The sequence below is a fragment of the Lentzea pudingi genome (assembly GCF_014646255.1).
Taxonomy (GTDB): domain Bacteria; phylum Actinomycetota; class Actinomycetes; order Mycobacteriales; family Pseudonocardiaceae; genus Lentzea; species Lentzea pudingi.
Genome location: NZ_BMNC01000004.1, coordinates 143,400 through 157,415, shown reverse-complemented (window position 1 = coordinate 157,415; position 14,016 = coordinate 143,400). Strand labels below are relative to the sequence as shown.

Here is a 14,016-nt window from a genome sequence, read left to right as displayed (position 1 = left end):
GCACCGGTTCGATGCTAGGCAACCTGGACATCGAGCGTCAACGTTTCCCCATCATGATGGTGTCGATCTCCTTGCCCAGCCGCGCGTACTTCTGCGTGTACAGAACGGGGAAGACGCCGGGCACGTCGGCCGGCCGGGCCGCGTCGACGTAGTCCATTCCCAGGTTTCCGAACACGACCACGATGTAGTCGCGTTTGCCCTTGCCGGGCAACGACTTCACGATGCCCGCGTCGGAACCCGCGTTGGCGGTCCAGCCGGTCTTGTGCGCGAACGTCACCTCGGCGGCCTCGTTGCACGGCCTCACGTCGCGGTCGTAGATCGCCTCGCCGACCTTCACGGTGCCGTCCGGGCCGATCCAGCGCTGCGGTACCTGTTGCGGGATGCCCTGTGCCGGGTAGTCACGGCCGCACCAGTTCGGCGTGGAGAGCATCTCGTTGTGGCCCTGGTCCGCCAGGGTCCTCAGGAAGAAGGTCCGCGACGACGGCGAGAGTTCGCCGGCGGTCACCGGTGCGCCCGCGTTCGTCGTCCACAGCACGTCCGGGCCGCCGTTGAGCAGCAGCAGGAGTTTGGCCGTGTCGAGGGCGCTCATGTTCGCGCCTCCCCAGTCGCCGCCGTTGCCGCGGATCGTGCCGGTGAGCATCAGCGTCGGCATGCCCAGGTCCGCGAACGTGCGGTTGACGTGGTCCCACGCGTTCAGGTCGTGGAGCAGCTTCACCAGCGCGCAGGTGGATTCGTTCTGCGACTTGGTGATCATCTCGTCGAAGTGCTGCCGGACCTTCTTCACCGACCGGCCGCCGCACGCCGCGCGGGGTGGGTCCGGGTCGTAGGCGTAGTCGGCGTCGAGGTCGATCCTGCCCTGGTCCACCAGGCGCAGGACGCCGAAGCCGACCAGCAGTTTGAGCACCGACGCGGGGTACGGCGAGGAGAAGTCGATCGGCGCGGTCTCCCTGCCCGGCAGCACGTCCCGCGTGCCCCTGCCGCCGTTGGTGTCCCACTCCGCGTTGTTCCACCAGCGGTAGCGCACCTGGTCGGTCGACAGTGCCCGGACCGGCACGACCACGCCGTCCGGGTGCTGCGGGCTGAACAGCACGTTCGCGGCGAGTCCCGGGCGGCCGGCCTGGTCCAGCTCGATGACCGCCACGTCGAGGTTCGGGGGCTGGTGCAACGGTGCGCCGGGGGCAGGTGCCCGCACCCGGTTCATCAGCTCGGCGGCGGAGGGGTGGTCCTTCTCCCGCTGCTCCGCCGGTCCCGTGGCCGGCGGGGTCAGGTCGATGACGTCCTGGAAGTCCTGCGCGAGGATCGCCAGGCGCAGGCGCTCCGCCAGCGGCTGGGTTTCCGCACTGACCACGGGCGTCGTGGAGGCCGCGATGGTGAGAGCCGCGCACACGACGGCGACCAGCTTCATCGCGTCGTCAGTTCTCGGCGGGCCACTGCGGGGCTTGGTGCGTCCACGCGTAGGAGGTGGGCACGGGCGGTTCGACCGCCGGTGTCGTGGTCGGCGGTGCCGGCACGTCTCTCGCGGGTGCACCTGCCACGTACTTGGCGTAGAGCTCGTCGAAGATCGGCGTCCTGGTCATGCGCACAATGGTGAAGTTGTGAGGTCACGGATCACGTGGCAACGCATCTAAACCGCCAGATGGGGTGATGGGCGCGAAAACGCCCTGCTGACCGTTCCAGCAGGGCGCTTCACGTGCTGCGGGTCAGCGGTCCGAGTCGGCCTCGATGTCGGGGTTGACGCACGGTCCGCCGTCGTTGTTGGAGAAGAGCGGCACCGCGATGACGTTCACGTCGACGTGGCAGACGTTGATGTCGCTGAGCAGCTCGGAGTCCTCCATGTTGACGAGGCCCACCTGGTGGTCGTGCTCGTAGCTCGACGCGAGGTCCATCATGTCGTCCATCGCGTCACCCTGCGTCGCGAACGCCGGGGAACCCATCATCAGGAAACCGGCGCCGACGGCAGCCGCGGCAAAAGCCTTCTTCAGCATGACGAATTGCTCCTCATGAACCAGTCGTGTGATCTGCGCGTGCGAAACGGGGAACGGAGCTGACACCCCTGTCGAAAGCTCCGCTCCCCCACCTGGGACGACGCCTCACCGGGGTGGGCGCCGCCTCACGTCACTTGTCGTCGGGGTTGGCGCAGAGGCCGCTGTCGTTGTCCGACAGCACCGGCACCGCGATGACGTTGACGTCGATGAAGCAGGCGTTCAGATCGCTGGCGACCTCGGAGTCGTTCAGGTCGGCGACGCCCACCTGGTCCGTGATGTCCAGCTCAGGGGCATCGGCCAGCGCGGTGGAACCAATACCGAGGAAAGCGCCCGCGATAGCGACGGCCGCCCCTGCCTTCTTCAGCACAGAAATCTCCTAGTTGATTTTGTTCAGAAAGGACCACGTCGACGGTGGACACCGTTCGCAAGTCCGACAGGACCGTATCCAAACGGTCAGAACGAGCCAAATCAGCGATCACGCGATGGCATGAACGCGACTGCCCCGGATCACACTTTAGGGTGATGAATCGCCCTTGATGTTTGGAGGTTTCCGACGAGCTGAGCAGGAGGAATCCGCATATTCCATCTCGTCATCCTGCGATAGGGTGAAGATCTCGTGGGTTTTGCCCCCGATCGCGTCGGGGCAGCCCCGCTGCGGCTGCCCACAAGACCCCGCCTCGGACACTGACACCACGCCTGACCTGCGTCTTCACTGCGGTCCGGTTGGTAATCAGCCCCGGCACACGCCGATCAGGGGCATGCGCGCGCGGTTGTCACGGATGCCTCCACGCAATACGGTCGGCCATTCAGCACCGGATCTGGACGAGTTGAGCCGGCAGCTCGGAATCGCACTGGGGACCGAGGATGCGACCGGGAAAATGCGAATCGCGATGGTGTCGGTACAGGCAAACCCGCTGGCGGAACGCACAGGACAGGGCGCCCACGTCGCCGAACTGTGCGCGGGACTGAGTTCCGCGGGGCACGAGGTGGTCGTGCACACCCGGCGCGACGATCCCGCGTCACCCGCGCGCGCCGGCACCGACGAGGGTTACGAAGTCGTGCACGTGTCCGCCGGGCCGGCCCGCCCCCTCACGGAGGACGAGCTCGTCGCGCACCTGGGCGGTTTCGCCGAGTTCCTCACCAGGCAGTGGCGGACGCGTCCCCCGGACGTCGTGCACGCGCACCACTGGACGTCCGGGCTGGTCGCGGTGATCGCCGCGCACCGCCTCCGGGTCCCGGTGGTGCTGTCCTACCACGGGTTCGGTGATCCCGAGGAGGACCATCGCTGCCGCACTGAGGCATTGCTCGCCCGCGAGGCGGCGTGGTTCATCGCCACGAGCGCGGCCGAGGCCGGACGGCTGTGCCGGATGGGGGTGCGGCGGTCCCACCTGTCCGTGGTGCCCAGCGGCGTGGACTCCGCCTTCTTCACCCCGGACGGCCCGGTCGAGGTCCAGGACGGACGGGCCCGCGTCGTCGTGACCGGAGAGCTCTCCCCGAGCGGCCACTCGGCGGCGGTCGGCGCCGTTCTGTCCACTGTGGACCACGTGGAGCTGATGAGCGCGAACGACATTGCGCGCGTGGACAGACCGGCGGTGCTGAGGTCGGCCGACGTCGCGGTGTGCGCGCCCGCGGAGGAGGGGTACGGCATCGCGGTGCTGGAGGCGATGGCCTGCGGTCTGCCGGTGGTGGCCACGGCGGTCGGCGCGCTGAACGACATCGTCCTGCCGGGCGTGACGGGTCAGCTGGTCCCGCCGCACGACAGCCGGCGGCTGGCGCGCTCGCTGAAGTCGTTGCTGGACGACGAGACGCAGCGGGAGCGGTACGGCATGGCCGCGCGCGACCGCGTCGCCGGCCGGTACTCGCGGCGGCGGCTCGCGGACGAGACCCTGGCCGTGTACGGCCGTGCCGCCGGCGACCGCGCCCTCACTCGCCCCGTTCGTCGCGGGTGAGGGCTCGCCGCGCCTCGTCGGCGGCCTTCGGGGGCCTGCGCTGGGCCGTGATCACCTCGGGCCCGCTCACCCGCTCGTACGCCCGGACGACGGCCGGCGCCACGCGGTCCCAGGCGTGCCGGACGAGCACGCGGTCCCGGCCCGCCGTCCCGAGTTCCTGACGGCGCAACTCGTCTCCGAGGAGCGCTCTCAGTGCCCGCGCGAGCACCATGGGGGTGTGCGGCGGCACGAGCAGTCCGGTCACCTCGTGCACCACGGCCTCGGCCAGGCCGCCCGCCGCCGCTGCCACCACCGGCACGCCGCAGGCCATCGCCTCGAGCGAGCCGGCCCCGGACGACGAGTGCCGCTGGGGACAGACGACGACGTCCGCGGACCGGATCAGCGCGGGCATCTGCGAGTGCGGCACGTGCCCGAGGAAGCCGACCCGGTCGGTGACGGCGTGCCGGGCCGCCAGTGCGCGCAGGCGCTCGTGCTCCGCGTTGCCCGCCAGTGAATGCCGGTCGGGACCACCGGCGACCACCAGTTCGGTGCCGCTCACCACGGCGAGCGCGGTGATCAGGTCGTCGACGCCGGCCTGCGGGTTCAGGTCGCCCGCGACGAGGAGCCGGAGCCGTCCGGTGCGCGCCGTGGCCGGTCCTTCCGGCGTGAACGTCCGCGTGTCCACGCCCCAGGGCACGACCGAGATGCGGGACCGGCGCACGCCGAGCCGCGCGAGCTCGTCCGCCTCGTGGGAGGACGTGGCGGCCACCCCGGCCACGCTGCGCCCCACGAGCCGCTCGATCTCACCGGACTCACCGCCCACGAGCCCGTGGCAGCTCTGCAGGACCGGGATGCCCGTGCGGCGCGCGCCGAGCACCGCGGCCAGGCCGGACGTCCAGTGGTGGGCGTGCACGACGTCCGGCGCGTCGGCCGTCCACTGGGCGTTCAGGAACCGCGCGAACTCCCCGATGTGGGTCGCGACGTCGTCCGGGGAGAGCTTCCGCGCGGGCCCGGCTGAAACGTGCACGACCTCGAAGCCGTGTTCGACCCGCATCCGGTGCGGCAGCCGGGCGTCGGCCCGGCGGGTGTAGATCGTCAGCTGGTGCCCCAGCCGGTGCAGTTCCGCCGACAGCCTCGCGACGTACCGCCGCTGCCCGACGGCGTCCGGGTCGTGCAGTGCGGTCAGCGGGTTGTCCCGCAACGAGATCATGGCGATCTTCACGCTGGTCATCTCCACGGGTTCGCGGTGCACGGGTCCTGCCGCGCAGGGGGACGGCAGGACCCCGGATCAGCGCCGGCCGGTGCGCAGGGAGGCGATGTAGGACTCCGCGGCGGCGCGGGCCCTCTCCCGCAACGCCCGCGGATCCGTTCCGGCGGCGGCCTTCACCCCTTCGCAGGTGGAGCCGAGCACGTCGGGGCCGAGCGCGTTCATGGCCACGCCGGGCAGTTCGTCCTTCATGCACCGGGTCGCCCGGGCGACCGCGGCGGGAGCGCAGTAGTCGTCCGGCGAGTAGCACTTCTCGACGGCACCGTCGACAACGGGTTTGCCGCGCTTGTAGATCTGGTCCATCCCGCCGAGCCCGGCCACCGCCTCGGGCAGGACGACGTCCGTGAGCTCCCGCACGTCCTCGCGATCTGTCCCCGGTTGGAGTTGCGCGGCACAGACGCGGGACATGAACTCCTCGCGCGTGATCGTCGTCAACGTGCCCACGGTGTCACTGAAGTTGCCGAGGCACGCGACCGCGTTGGCGGCGACGGGAGCGAGCACCAGCGGAACCGCCGCGAGCAACGTGACCAGTGCGGTCGTCCTCGTCTTCATGTCGTCCTCCTGATTCACCGGATCTTCGGTCACCTGGCGCGTACCCGCAGGAACGCGCGTTGCACTCAGCGGGCCGAGGTCAACCGCATCGGGTGACCGGCACGCTGGTAGGCCAGGGCCATCTCCAGTGCCACGCGGTCCCAGGCGTAGCGGGTGCGGGCGCGGTCCTGCCCCGCGAAGCTGAACTCCTGATGCCGCAGGCCGTTCCCCGTCAACGAGCGCAGCGCCCGCGCCAGCGAGGAAGGCTGCCGCGGCGGGACCAGCAGCCCGGTCACGCCGTGCACCACCGTGTCGCTCAGGCTGCCCACGTCCGTGGCGGCCACGGGAATCCCGCACGCCATCGCCTCGATGGACACGGTCCCGAATGGAGCGTGGTGCTGAGCGCACGCCACGACGTCCGCTGATCGCAACAACGCGGGCATCTTCGAGTGCGGCACGTGTCCCAGGAAGGTGACCCGGTCCAGGACGCCGCAGCACGTGGCGAGGTCCCGCAACCGCTGGTACTCCCGGTCTTCCGGCAGCTCGGACCTGGCGGGACCACCGGCGATCACCAGTTCGCCCCAGTGCGTCCTCGTCAGCGCCACGATCAGGTCGTCGACACCGTCGTGCGGCGCGAGCCTGCCCGCCGTGACGATCCGCGGGACGTCGGTGCGGGGCGCGACAGCACCGGTGGTGGCGAACTCCTCGACGTCGACACCCCACGGGACGGTGACGATCGCGGACCGCCGCAGGCCGATGCCCATCAACGCCTTCATCTCGTGTTCCGACGCGGCCACGACGCAGGTCGCCTCCCGGCCGACGAGGCGTTCGACGCCGGTGTGGTCACCGCCTTCGAGCTCGTGGAAGCTCTGCACCGCCGGGATCGCCGTGTTCCGGGTGCCGAGCACCGCCGCGAGGCCGGACGTCCAGTGGTGCGCGTGGACGACGTCCGGTGGGTCGGCGCCCCACTGCGAGCCGAGGAACCGGGCGAACGCCCCGAGGTGCGGTACGACATCGGCCTGGGACAGCGGTTCCTCCGGTCCCGCCGGCACGTGCACGACCTGGAACCCTGGACTGATCCGCACGACGTCCGGCGGGCGCCAGTCCGCCCGTCGCGTGTAGACGGTCACTTCGTGCCCGAGGCGGTGCAACGCCTCGGACAGCTTGGCGATCCGCAGTCGTGCTCCGGCGACGTCGGGGTCGCGCAACGCGGTCAGCGGGTTCGCCGCGAGGGACACGACGGCGATCTTCACCGGGTCACCGCCGCCGTGGGCCACGGGTTCGGGACACAGGTGTTGCCGTCACGGGGAACGTGCACACCCTGCGGTGTGGCGGCGGTGATCTCGGCGAGCCGGTCGTTCGAGACGGAGAACGTCTGCTGCATCATCACCGGCGCTGGAGCGCCGTCCGCGGGGCACGGTTCGTGGCCGCGGCCGAGGAAGTGGCCGATCTCGTGGTTGACGACGTACTGCCGGTAGCCCGCCAGGTCGCCGGCGAACGACTCGGCGCCGCGGAACCACCGGGGCGCGCTGACGTAGACCACGCCACCGGCGTAGCACGAGGTGTCGTAGGGCAGCTGGAAACCGCAGATCGACCGCGCTGTCCCCGTCGCGGTGAGCCGGATCCGCACGTCCGGCTCCTCCACGTCGACCCGGCGGAACCCGAGGTCGCCCGACGCCGTCCAGCCCCGCGGGTCGGCCAGCGTCCTGTCCACCACCTCGGCGAAGCGGCGCTGCTCCGCGGGCAGCACCGCGCCCTGTTCGACCTCGACGGAGTAGGTGTGCACCCGGCCCCCGCCGACCTGCGCGGTGGTGCCGGCCACGGTCCGCCACCAGCCCTCGCCCTCCGCGCGCACCGCCTGTCCCGGCGGCAGTTCGGGCCCTGGCCGTGGCTTGACCCGGGCGACCGGGGTCGGCGTGGACGGGGGCGCCGGCGAAGGCGACGACGAGGACGGGACGGGAGCAGCCGAGGACGGGGCCTGCCGCACCGACACGGTGGCGACGGAGGGCACGCGCGGTCCGGCGACGTTCTCCAGCGCGGGTTCGCCGGGAGGAAGGTTGCCCAGCATGCCGATCATCACCCCGGCGAGCATCGAGGCGAACACGAAAATGAAGATTCTGCCGACGGTCATGAGGTCACTCCCCCTGTCACACGCAGCTGAACAGCACCGGGCACTGCGCGTGGTGCAGCGCCGCGCGCGCGCCCGGTTGAAGGCCTTCCGCCGGGCCGCGTTCCCGGCCGGACACGACGAGCAGGTCGCTCGGGTGCGTGCGCGTCTCCACCTGGACCGACCTGGGTTCCCGCACGAGTTCGACGATGACGTCGGGCGCCACGGCGTGGACGCGGTCCGCGATGTCGTCGAGCGCGGGAGTGGCACCGGGGTACGGGCGTGCGAGCACACGCAGGCGAGTGGCCTGCCGGAGGCGGCAGAAGGCGACGGCCCGGTGCAGCACGCCCTCGCCTCCCACGGCGCAGATGACGGCGGTGACCACGCCGAACCGGCCCGCGATCGCGGCGGGCGGGCCGGTGACGACCACGACGTCGCGTTCGTCCTGGCCGGCGAGCGGTGGCGCGGCCTTGGCCCGGGACCGGGAGATCACCACCAGACCGCCTTCCCAGCGGCCGGGCGGGCGACCCTCGTGTTCGAAGTGGACGGACAGGTCGGGGTGCTCGGCCAGCAGCCTCGCGACGTCGGCGTGCACGGGATCGCCCTTCGGCCCCGCCTGCACGACCAGACCCACGTCGAGGGCGCTCGCGCACGCCGCCGCCCAGCGGACACCGATCACCCCGGCATCACGGACGTCGACGACCACGCAGGTCGTGGAGAGGCGGGCGGAGTTGAGGACGGCGGTCATGACGTCACGCTCATCGTGCCGGTGTCGACGTCCGCCTCGTGGGCGGGCAGGGCCTCCGACCGCCTCGGCAGCGGCAGGCCCGGTTCCGACCCGACGGCCGCGTACCACTGTTCGAGCAGCCGCTGCCGTTCCGCGACCTCCGCGAGCACGGCACGCGACTCCCGCAGTGCCTCACCGACGATCTCCCGCGCCCGGCTGCCCGCCTCGGCGAGCCTGCGCTGGGACTCCTGCTCGACTTCCTCCAGCAACCGGGCCTGCTGGTCGGCGGCCTCCTGCGCCCGGCCCACCGCCTGCTCGGCACGCGACCGGGCCTCGGCCTCGATCTCCTCGACCTTGCGGCGCGCGGAGTGCAGCAGATAGCGGATGCACCCGGAGACGGTGTCGTCCTTGCTGTGCCCCGCGTGCAGCGTCCGGTACTCGTTGAGCTCCGTCCGCGCTTCCTCGAGGTGCCGGGCCAGGTCCTCGGCCGTGGCGAGCGCGGCGTCGCGGTCGGCCCACGCGACCTCGGCCTGCGCCTCCAGCCGGGCGAGCTCCTCGTCGACCTGGCGGCGGTCGTAGCCGAGCCACCGCGTGCGGAACACCTGCGGGCCCTCGTTCAGGAGGTCTTCGACATCCATTGCCCCTGTCCTTTCCCGAACGTGGGCGAACGTGCGTTGTACTGGGCAAATACCCCCGGGAAAGCCGGCCAGTCATTCTTGACCCAGCAAGCACTCTCTCTAGTGAATTCCTCACGGAGTGTCACCGGGAACGACGAAGTCGACGTCCTCGGCGCCCTGGGGCAGGACGGCTCCGAGACAGGCACCGGCGGCGCGTACCGCCTCCCACGCCTCGGCGAGGAAACCCTCGGCCTCCTGGCCCCCGACGTGGTCGAGCACCACGTCGTCGAACCCGAGTGCCACGGCCTCCCGGGCGAGGGCCACGACGTAGCCGCGGACCTCGGGGTGGGCGGGGTTGGTGAGCACGAGCGAGCCGTCCCGCACGTGGTCCCTCATCCCGGCCCGCCACGACGCGCGGGCCAGCACCGGATCGCGGAACGCGACCACCCGTGCCACCGCGCGCAGTCCGGCGCCGTGCAACTCGCGGACGGCGGCCCGGAGGTCGTAGCGGACGTCGACCGCGCCGACCCGCTGGGCCAGCGGCACCCCGGAGTGGTGCAGGACCCGGCCGCTCTCGTCCTTGACGTCGAGCACGACCGTGTCGATCTCGCCCTGCCGGGCACGCCGGAACATCGCCTCACGCGCCTGGCCCGACATCCAGTCGTCCGCGCTGAGGCGGATCACCCGCGTCTCGGGTCGCCGCGCCGGCACCGCCACCCGTCGCCGGGTCGTGTTGCCGGCCGAGTCGCGGGCTTCCACGAACACCGTCGCCGACGACGGCACCGTGGCCTCGAACGCGCCACCGACCAGCGTCGCCGGGCTCTCGGCCACGCGGACGGATTCCGCACCCTCGGCGGTACCCCGGATCGTGACCGGCGAACGGGGGTCCGCCGTCCCGGCCCGGTCCACGGTGAGCTCCGGTGCGGTGTCGTCGACCGTGAAGGTGTGCTCGAGCTCGGCCTCCATCCCCAGCATGGTCGTGTCGCGCACCCGGACGCGGACGGTGTGCTCCCCTTCGGCCGGTTCGAAGCCGGTGAACCGCAACCTGTCGCCGTCGCGGCGCGTGGCGATCTCCTCGCCGTCGACGAACACGTCGATCCGGTCCAGAGTGGATGGGTCGTCGGCGGTGACGCCGGCCTCCCGCACGGCGTCCGCCTGGACGACCACACCGTCCTCCAGGCCGTCGACGGCGAGCCCGAAGCTCTTGTGGTGCACCACGACCGCCATCGCCGTGGCCGTCAGCGAGCAGACGACGGCGAGGTAGACGAGCACGATGAGCTCCGACCTGCGCGGCGGGGCGTTCACGGCTCACCCCGTGGCCAGCGCGGCCAGCCGGTCAGGTCCGCCGTTGAAGACGTTCTGATCGATCGGCGACGACGTGTACTGCCAGATGGTGTGGAACGGCCACTTGAACGGCATCGGGCCCGCCGACGCCGAGTACCGGGCAACCCACAACGCGTTGGTGGAGCTGAAGTCGCCGCCGCGGCCGGTGCACTTGTCCCACCACTGCGCGGAGGTGTAGATCACGGGCCAGCGCTTGGTGAGCGCGTGGTAGGTGTCGCTGAAGCTGCGGATCCAGCCCACCATCGCGGCGTGGCTCAGGCCGTAGCAGGTGTCGCCGCCGTAGGGGTTGTACTCGATGTCGAGCACGCCCGGCAGCGTCCGGCCGTCACGCGACCAGCCACCGCCGTTCTGCACGAAGAACCGTGCCTGCGAGGCGCCGTCGGAGCGGTTCGGCAGGGCGAAGTGGTAGGAGCCCCTGATCATGCCGACCGAGGCGGATCCGTTGTACTGCTGGGTGAACTTGGGGTTGCGGTAGTTCGTGCCCTCGGTCGCCTTGATGTAGACGAACCTCTTCCCCGCGCGCCACCAGTGCCCCCAGTCCACATTGCCCTGATGGCTGCTGACGTCGATGCCGTCCACCCGGCCCGCCGCCTCGAGCGCCGGAGGCGTCATCAGCATCTCGCCGGTACCTTCGTGCTTGGCTATCTGGGAGCCTGCGGCGTGGTCTTCGGAGCCTTCGGCCAGCGCGGGCGAGGGGCTCAGCACGCTCATGACCAAGATGATCGAAGCGGTGCGAACGCCACGACGGCGGGCCCGTGGTTGCGGGGACATCGGTTCCTCCCAGGTGCGTGAATGGTTCTGTTCGCCAGCTACCCGTCGCAGTAACGGAAAAACCGGACACCGATTTGTTGACACGAGCGAGTGAGCGAAATGCCGTTCGGCCACGCCAGGTAACGGTTTCCGGATCACAGTTCATTCGATGTGGGCGCCTGATCGCGATTTCGCCGGGTAACCGTCAGAACCTGGTTCAGTGAGGGGAGTCTGACGGTGGATCGCAAGAGGATCGGGCCCTGCGTAGCCAAGCTCGCGGGGCTGTGCGCGCTCGCCGGCGTCGTTCTCGCCGGGATGCTCTTCCCCGTAGCGGGATCGCTCGGTGCCATCTCGAACAAGGTCAGCGACCAGGTGGCGTCCACTCTCGCGCTCATGGTGACCGACCACCCGCCGTTGATGACGACGGTGACGGACAAGGACGGCGCGCCGATCGCGTACCTCTACGACCAATATCGCGTGCGAACGCCACCGGACAAGCTCTCCCCGCACATGAAGACCGCGTTGCTCGCGATCGAGGACCGCCGTTTCCACGACCACCACGGCGTCGACTGGCTGGCGACCCTCCGCGCGGCCGCGCGCAACAAGTCCAGCGGAGCGGTGGAACAGGGCGCGTCCACGCTCACCCAGCAGTACGTGAAGAACTACCTCGTGCACGTGCTCGCCCGCACCGACAAGAACGCGCAGCGGCTCGCCCAGGAACAGAGCATCACCCGCAAGCTCCGCGAGGCACGCATCGCCGTCGGCCTGGAAACGGTGCTGAGCAAGGACGAGATCCTCGGCCGGTACCTCGACCTGGTCCCGTTCGGCTCGACGATCTTCGGTGTCGCGGCCGCCTCGCAGGCCTACTTCGACACGACTCCGGACAAGCTGACCGTCCCGCAGGCGGCCACGCTCGCGGGCATGGTGAACAGTCCCACGGCGCTCGACCCCGAGGCCCGCCCGGACAAGGCGATCGAGCGCAGGAACCTCGTGATCGACGCGATGCTGGCGGAGGAGAAGCTGTCGCGGGAGGAGGCCGACACGTTCAAGGCGGCGCCTCTCGGGCTGAGCGAGCCGGTGCGCACGTTGCAGACCGGCTGCGTGGGCGCCGGGCCGTCGTACGGGTTCTTCTGCTCGTTCCTGGTCCAGCACCTCACCGAGGCGGGGTTCGACCTGGAGGAGCTCAAGATCGGCGGCTACCGGATCGAGACCACGCTGGACCCGAAGATCACCGAGTACGCCAAGCAGGCGGTCGAGGCGCAGGCGCCGAAGACCACTCCCGGTGTGGCGAACACGATGGCGGTCGTGCGTCCCGGCAAGGACGCGCACGAGGTCGTGGCGCTGGTGGCCAACCGCGACTACGGGCTGAAGAAGGACGAGTTCCAGACCCAGTTCGACCTGCCCAGCGGCGTGGAGAACAAGTTCGGCACGGGGTCGGTCTACAAGGTCTTCACCGCGGCCGCCGCGCTGCAGAAGGGCATCGGCATCGACACCGTCATCGCCTCGCCCAACACCTACACCTCACGGGTCTTCAAGGGCGGCGCCCCGAACTGTCCGTCCACAGGGGAACCGAGCACGTACTGGTACTGCCTGGCCAACCACAACGACCGCTACCCCCCGCAGATGCCGCTGCGGCAGGCGCTGGCGACCTCGCCCAACACGGCGTTCGTGATCCTGGAGGAACAGGTCGGCCTCGACACGGTCGTGGACATGGCGTCCCGGCTCGGCATGCGCAGGACGATGGCGACGAACATCGCGGGCGTCGCACCGGATCCCAAGGCCGCCAAGGACCTCCGCGTCACCCAGGCCCAGTTCTACGCCGGCAACGGCAACGCGTCGTTCACCCTCGGCCCCGCGCCGTCGAGCACTCTGGAGCTCGCCAACGTCGCCGCCACGATCATGAGCGGCGGCACGTGGTGCCCGCCGACCCCGGTCAAGAAGATCGTCGACCGGGACGGCAAGCCCGTCGAGCTGAAGAAGCTCCCGTGCGAACAGGCGGTGCCCGAACCACTCGCGAACGCCCTGGCGGTCGGTCTCGGCGAGGACAGCAAGGGCATGGGCACCGCCGCGTACTCGGCCCGCAAGGCAGGCTGGACGCGGCCGATGATGGGCAAGACCGGGACGACCGAGGAGTACAAGTCGGCGGCGTACATCGGCGCCACCCCCGACTACGCCGGCGCCGTCCAGGTGTTCAACGACAGCACGTCGCCCAAGGGCATCTGCATCGGCTCGGGACCGCCCACGTTGTGCTCGGAGGGCAACATCTACGGCGGCACCGTGCCCGCGGCCACCTGGTTCGACACGATGATGAAGGCGCACGCCGACCTGCCGGAGAAGCCCCTGCCCCAGGTGGAGGACCGCTACCGGCACGGCGACGGGAAGATGAACGTGCCGGACGTCGTCGGGTCGGGCGTCGACAAGGCGTCGGCGATGCTGCGCGACGCGGGCTACGAGGTGACCACCGTGTCCGTCAGCGCTCCGCAACCGCGTGGCGCCGTGGTGGCGCAGTCGTTGCGCGGCGTGGCGATGAGGGGGATGAAGGTGACGCTCTCGGTCAGTTCGGGGCCCGCGCCGTCCCGGACCGAGACCCCGCCCGCGAGCGAGACCCCGCCCCCCGCCGCCGTGGCGCCGCCCGTCCCGGAGTCGTCCGCCCCGGAGCCGGCTCCGCCCACCCGGTGAGAATCGCCCTCACCACCTGTTCTCACGGCTTCTTCCCCGGCGGGCAACCATTCGCGCGGCCCACCGGGTAGAAGCAGTGAC

General features: G+C 70.6%; 14 protein-coding genes. 2 read left to right on the top strand and 12 right to left on the bottom strand.

The features are described from left to right. Positions 1-37: 37 nt before the first annotated feature. From IEY88_RS16200 to IEY88_RS16185, 4 genes are all read right to left on the bottom strand, one after another. Entirely contained in the window at positions 38-1,405 is a 1,368-nt protein-coding gene (locus IEY88_RS16200) for a serine hydrolase (RefSeq protein WP_189155591.1), read from the bottom strand. Between the two features lie 7 nt (positions 1,406-1,412). Beyond that, complete coding sequence (locus IEY88_RS16195; protein WP_189155590.1) at positions 1,413-1,577, bottom strand: hypothetical protein; 165 nt, start codon at positions 1,575-1,577, stop codon at positions 1,413-1,415. A gap of 123 nt (positions 1,578-1,700) precedes the next feature. Next, a complete protein-coding gene (locus IEY88_RS16190) occupies positions 1,701-1,985 on the bottom strand; it encodes a hypothetical protein (protein ID WP_189155589.1) in 285 nt (94 codons plus the stop codon). A gap of 130 nt (positions 1,986-2,115) precedes the next feature. Then, positions 2,116-2,352, bottom strand: a complete 237-nt coding sequence (locus IEY88_RS16185; RefSeq protein WP_089917997.1) for a hypothetical protein — start codon at positions 2,350-2,352, stop codon at positions 2,116-2,118. A gap of 511 nt (positions 2,353-2,863) precedes the next feature. Here IEY88_RS16185 and IEY88_RS16180 point away from each other — a divergent pair. Next, complete coding sequence (locus tag IEY88_RS16180) at positions 2,864-3,934, top strand: glycosyltransferase (protein ID WP_189155588.1); 1,071 nt, start codon at positions 2,864-2,866, stop codon at positions 3,932-3,934. Here IEY88_RS16180 and IEY88_RS16175 read toward each other — a convergent pair. The 8 genes from IEY88_RS16175 to IEY88_RS16140 form a co-directional block, all read right to left on the bottom strand. After that, positions 3,909-5,135: a glycosyltransferase gene (locus IEY88_RS16175; protein WP_189155587.1), complete on the bottom strand. Its 1,227-nt coding sequence runs from the start codon at positions 5,133-5,135 to the stop codon at positions 3,909-3,911. The two genes, IEY88_RS16180 and IEY88_RS16175, sit on opposite strands and share 26 nt — an antisense overlap. A gap of 66 nt (positions 5,136-5,201) precedes the next feature. Next, positions 5,202-5,732: a hypothetical protein gene (locus IEY88_RS16170; protein WP_189155586.1), complete on the bottom strand. Its 531-nt coding sequence runs from the start codon at positions 5,730-5,732 to the stop codon at positions 5,202-5,204. A 65-nt stretch (positions 5,733-5,797) separates the two neighbouring features. After that, the gene (locus IEY88_RS16165) at positions 5,798-6,964 is read right to left on the bottom strand and encodes a glycosyltransferase (protein WP_189155585.1); all 1,167 of its coding nucleotides are present in this window, start codon (positions 6,962-6,964) and stop codon (positions 5,798-5,800) included. Then, positions 6,961-7,842, bottom strand: a complete 882-nt coding sequence (locus IEY88_RS16160) for a DUF3152 domain-containing protein (protein ID WP_229693437.1) — start codon at positions 7,840-7,842, stop codon at positions 6,961-6,963. The genes IEY88_RS16165 and IEY88_RS16160 overlap by 4 nt, the downstream gene beginning before the upstream one ends. 16 nt (positions 7,843-7,858) lie before the next feature. Next, positions 7,859-8,566: a putative universal stress family protein gene (locus tag IEY88_RS16155; protein WP_189155584.1), complete on the bottom strand. Its 708-nt coding sequence runs from the start codon at positions 8,564-8,566 to the stop codon at positions 7,859-7,861. Beyond that, the gene (locus IEY88_RS16150) at positions 8,563-9,183 is read right to left on the bottom strand and encodes a hypothetical protein (RefSeq protein WP_189155583.1); all 621 of its coding nucleotides are present in this window, start codon (positions 9,181-9,183) and stop codon (positions 8,563-8,565) included. The genes IEY88_RS16155 and IEY88_RS16150 overlap by 4 nt, the downstream gene beginning before the upstream one ends. A 111-nt stretch (positions 9,184-9,294) precedes the next feature. Next, positions 9,295-10,467: a putative glycoside hydrolase gene (locus IEY88_RS16145; RefSeq protein ID WP_189155582.1), complete on the bottom strand. Its 1,173-nt coding sequence runs from the start codon at positions 10,465-10,467 to the stop codon at positions 9,295-9,297. A 3-nt stretch (positions 10,468-10,470) separates the two neighbouring features. Next, a complete protein-coding gene (locus IEY88_RS16140; protein WP_229693436.1) occupies positions 10,471-11,217 on the bottom strand; it encodes a lysozyme in 747 nt (248 codons plus the stop codon). Between the two features lie 276 nt (positions 11,218-11,493). On the opposite strand from IEY88_RS16140, the gene IEY88_RS16135 reads away from it, so the two are divergent. Next, complete coding sequence (locus IEY88_RS16135) at positions 11,494-13,935, top strand: transglycosylase domain-containing protein (RefSeq protein WP_229693435.1); 2,442 nt, start codon at positions 11,494-11,496, stop codon at positions 13,933-13,935. The last annotated feature ends 81 nt before the right edge of the window (positions 13,936-14,016 follow it).

Bases quoted from the DNA above. Each gene is read 5' to 3' on its own strand.
- IEY88_RS16140 (WP_229693436.1), bottom strand. From the start codon at position 11,217: ATGAGCGTGCTGAGCCCCTCGCCCGCGCTGGCCGAAGGCTCCGAAGAC.
- IEY88_RS16195 (WP_189155590.1), bottom strand. From the start codon at position 1,577: ATGACCAGGACGCCGATCTTCGACGAGCTCTACGCCAAGTACGTGGCA.
- IEY88_RS16200 (WP_189155591.1), bottom strand. From the start codon at position 1,405: ATGAAGCTGGTCGCCGTCGTGTGCGCGGCTCTCACCATCGCGGCCTCC.
- IEY88_RS16170 (WP_189155586.1), bottom strand. From the start codon at position 5,732: ATGAAGACGAGGACGACCGCACTGGTCACGTTGCTCGCGGCGGTTCCG.
- IEY88_RS16160 (WP_229693437.1), bottom strand. From the start codon at position 7,842: ATGACCGTCGGCAGAATCTTCATTTTCGTGTTCGCCTCGATGCTCGCC.
- IEY88_RS16180 (WP_189155588.1), top strand. From the start codon at position 2,864: ATGCGAATCGCGATGGTGTCGGTACAGGCAAACCCGCTGGCGGAACGC.
- IEY88_RS16155 (WP_189155584.1), bottom strand. From the start codon at position 8,566: ATGACCGCCGTCCTCAACTCCGCCCGCCTCTCCACGACCTGCGTGGTC.
- IEY88_RS16150 (WP_189155583.1), bottom strand. From the start codon at position 9,183: ATGGATGTCGAAGACCTCCTGAACGAGGGCCCGCAGGTGTTCCGCACG.
- IEY88_RS16190 (WP_189155589.1), bottom strand. From the start codon at position 1,985: ATGCTGAAGAAGGCTTTTGCCGCGGCTGCCGTCGGCGCCGGTTTCCTG.